The sequence below is a fragment of the Hydrocoleum sp. CS-953 genome (assembly GCF_002260545.1).
GTDB lineage: Bacteria > Cyanobacteriota > Cyanobacteriia > Cyanobacteriales > Microcoleaceae > Trichodesmium.
Map to the genome: position 1 here is coordinate 1 of NZ_LGSU01000407.1, position 3,010 is coordinate 3,010.

A 3,010-nucleotide genomic window follows, 5' to 3' on the forward strand; every position below is an offset into this window, starting at 1 on the left:
TTGCTTCTGTCATTGCTAGGTTAACTGGTAGTTGGATGAATTGGAAGCGATCGCCTTTTCCACCTGCTATCTGTTGCGCAATAGATTTAAAAATTGCTCCGAAAAGTCGTGAGGTTTACAGTTCAGGGAACATAACTTAGACTTAATCTTTAACTTTAACTACCTACTCTGTAGTTGATCTTATTTATGACTCTATAGCGTTTTCAAATGAGATATGAAACAAAATGACCATTTCTCATAGCCCGAAAAATACCCAGAGAGATTTCAGACAATTACCTATTCCCATATCCGGTGTTTCCTTTTGTCATGAATCCTAGTTTATATCTCATTTGGAAATACTATAGCTTTTTCGGCATAATTTTGGTTAATAACCGNCTCATAGCCCGAAAAATACCCAGAGAGATTTCAGACAATTACCTATTCCCATATCCGGTGTTTCCTTTTGTCATGAATCCTAGTTTATATCTCATTTGGAAATACTATAGCTTAAATTAATTTCTAGTCATTTCCTATTTTATTCTTGAAATTAGAATATAATAGAAGTTTGCAGTGAAAATTTTACAATTACAGTCATGGCCAAAAAATTACAGGTAGTCTTGAATCAAGATATTAACAAGTTGGGAAAATCGGGGGATGTAGTAGAGGTAGCTCCTGGTTATGCCCGTAACTATTTGATTCCTAAGAAAATTGCTTTTCGTACTACTCCAGGTGTTCTTAAACAAGTAGAACGTCGTAAAGAACTAGAACGACAAAGACAAATAGAATTGAAGCAAGCAGCAGAAACTCAAAAGACTGCTTTGGAAACAGTAGGTCGCTTCAAAATTGCTAAACAAGTGGGTGAAAATGATGCAATTTTTGGTACGGTTACTGATAGAGAATTGGTGGAAGTAATTAAGGAAAATACTGGTCAAGAAATTGATAGACGTGGTGTTACTTTGCCAGAAATTAGCAAGGTTGGTTTCTACAAAGCTGAAATTAAACTTCATCCAGAGGTAACTGCTGAAGTGGAGGTTCAAGTTGTAGGTAGTTAACAGTTACACAGTTATCAGTTATCAGTTATCAGTTATCGGTTGAACTGGAAATACGAATAACTGATATCTGATTGACCTAATTTTATTAAAAATATTAGCTGTTGAATGAAATTTTTTACTTTTATTACTTATTCCNTTAAAAAATTGAAGTAGTCAGACAAAATTATTTTTTACGCGCTTCACTACAAAAATTACTCCTATATATTCACATCAAAATATGAAATTTATTTAACTTAAGTATTCAGCCGTCAGCTAAAAGCTCTTGTTTTTGGTTTTAAATTTAAACTCCACCATTAAGACTATAATTTATAAACATCTTTCTTAATATAAAACTCTATAGTCATTTCAAATAAGGATGGAACACTTTTTCTGCTGAAACTCTCTTATAGCAAGAAATACTTGTCTCAATCTAAATTAAAATGAGTATATATATAGATAGCTTTAACAGCTATATATTATTGCTAATAGCTGAATACTTACCATTTAACCCAAATATTTAGATAAACTATAAATGCAAAGCGATCGCCTACCTCCCCAAAATATTGAGGCAGAAGAAGCTATTTTAGGTGGTATTCTTCTCGACCCAGAAGCCATTAATCGAGTAACAGAATTGTTACGCCCGGAATTTTTTGCCATTCAAGCTCATCAAATTATTTATAAAGCAATGTGGCAACTATATAATCAGGGTAAACCTACAGATTTAATGACTGTTACCAGTTGGCTTGTGGATAATAATCTATTGGAAAAAATTGGTGGGCAAGTCAAAATAGTTCAACTTTTAGAAAGAACTGTTTCTGCGGTTAACATCGATCAATATGCTGCTTTAGTTGTTGATAAATTTATTCGACGAAAATTAATTCAAGCTGGAAATGAAATTTTTGATTTAGGCTTTCAAACTGCGACTAAATTAGAAACTATTCTTGACCAAGCAGAACAAAAGATTTTTGCTCTGACTCAGGATAAACCACAACAAGATTTAGTTCCTATTTCTGAGACTTTAATTGATACTTTTCAGGAGATTGAAGATAGAAATGAAGGGGTTGCTTTACCTGGTCTTGCTTGTGGTTTTTACGATTTAGATGCAATGACTGGAGGTTTTCAAAGGTCTGATTTGATTATTGTGGCTGGTAGACCTTCTATGGGAAAATGTGCTGCTTATGATACTTTGGTTTTGCAAAAAGATGGCAGTTTAGTTACTTTGGCAGAGGTTTATAAAAGGCAGGAAGTAGAATTATTAACTTTGGGAAAAAATAGGAAGTTTTATCTGACTAAACCTAGTGCTTTTGTTGATGATGGAATTAAACCTGTATTTAGAGTAACGACAAAATTAGGAAGATTTGTAGAGACGACAATTACTCATCCTTTTTTGACGGTTGATGGTTGGAAACCTTTGGCAAAATTGCAGGTAGGGGAAAAAATAGCTGTACCGCGTCGGTTAGATATTTTTGGTAATGAAACTATTCCAGAAAGTGAGTTTTCTGACCTGATTGATTCTGAGAATTTATGTCTATTTCCTCTTGTCTTTAAATTGGAAAAGTCGCAACTAGCTTTATTTATTAGATATTTATTTTCCTGTGATGGATGGGTAAAAATATCTGAGAGTGGGGAAGCATGTTTTGGTTATTCAGCAGTTAGTGAAAAATTGGTTAGACAAGTACAACATATTTTGCTTAGGTTTGGAATTGTTGGTGGTATTGAAAACCTTGAAGACAAGAGAAGTGGAAAAATAAAGGTTGATAAAAATTTATGGCATTTGAAAATTACTGATGCTTTATCTCAGAAAAATTTTATTGTAGATATTGGTGGCTTTGATTCTAAAAATTTTGATTTTGACTCTAGCTGGTTAAAGTTAATGACAGAAAATAATTTCTTGGATCAGCAATTAGAAAAGACGGAAATTTTCTGGGATGAATTGGTGAGTCTGATGGCAAATTTTGCCGAATCTAAACATAGTTCAGTAAATAGTAGAAGGGGAAAAA

General features: G+C 33.1%; 2 protein-coding genes. Both read left to right on the forward strand.

Annotation, left to right across the window (positions count from 1 at the left end; genetic code table 11):
- Positions 1-572: 572 nt before the first annotated feature.
- The gene (rplI, locus tag AFK68_RS03975) at positions 573-1,031 is read left to right on the forward strand and encodes a 50S ribosomal protein L9 (RefSeq protein WP_094671683.1); all 459 of its coding nucleotides are present in this window, start codon (positions 573-575) and stop codon (positions 1,029-1,031) included.
- A 511-nt stretch (positions 1,032-1,542) separates the two neighbouring features.
- Positions 1,543-3,010, forward strand: a 1,468-nt coding sequence (locus AFK68_RS03980) for a DnaB-like helicase N-terminal domain-containing protein (protein ID WP_305778127.1), incomplete at its 3' end; no start/stop codon positions are given.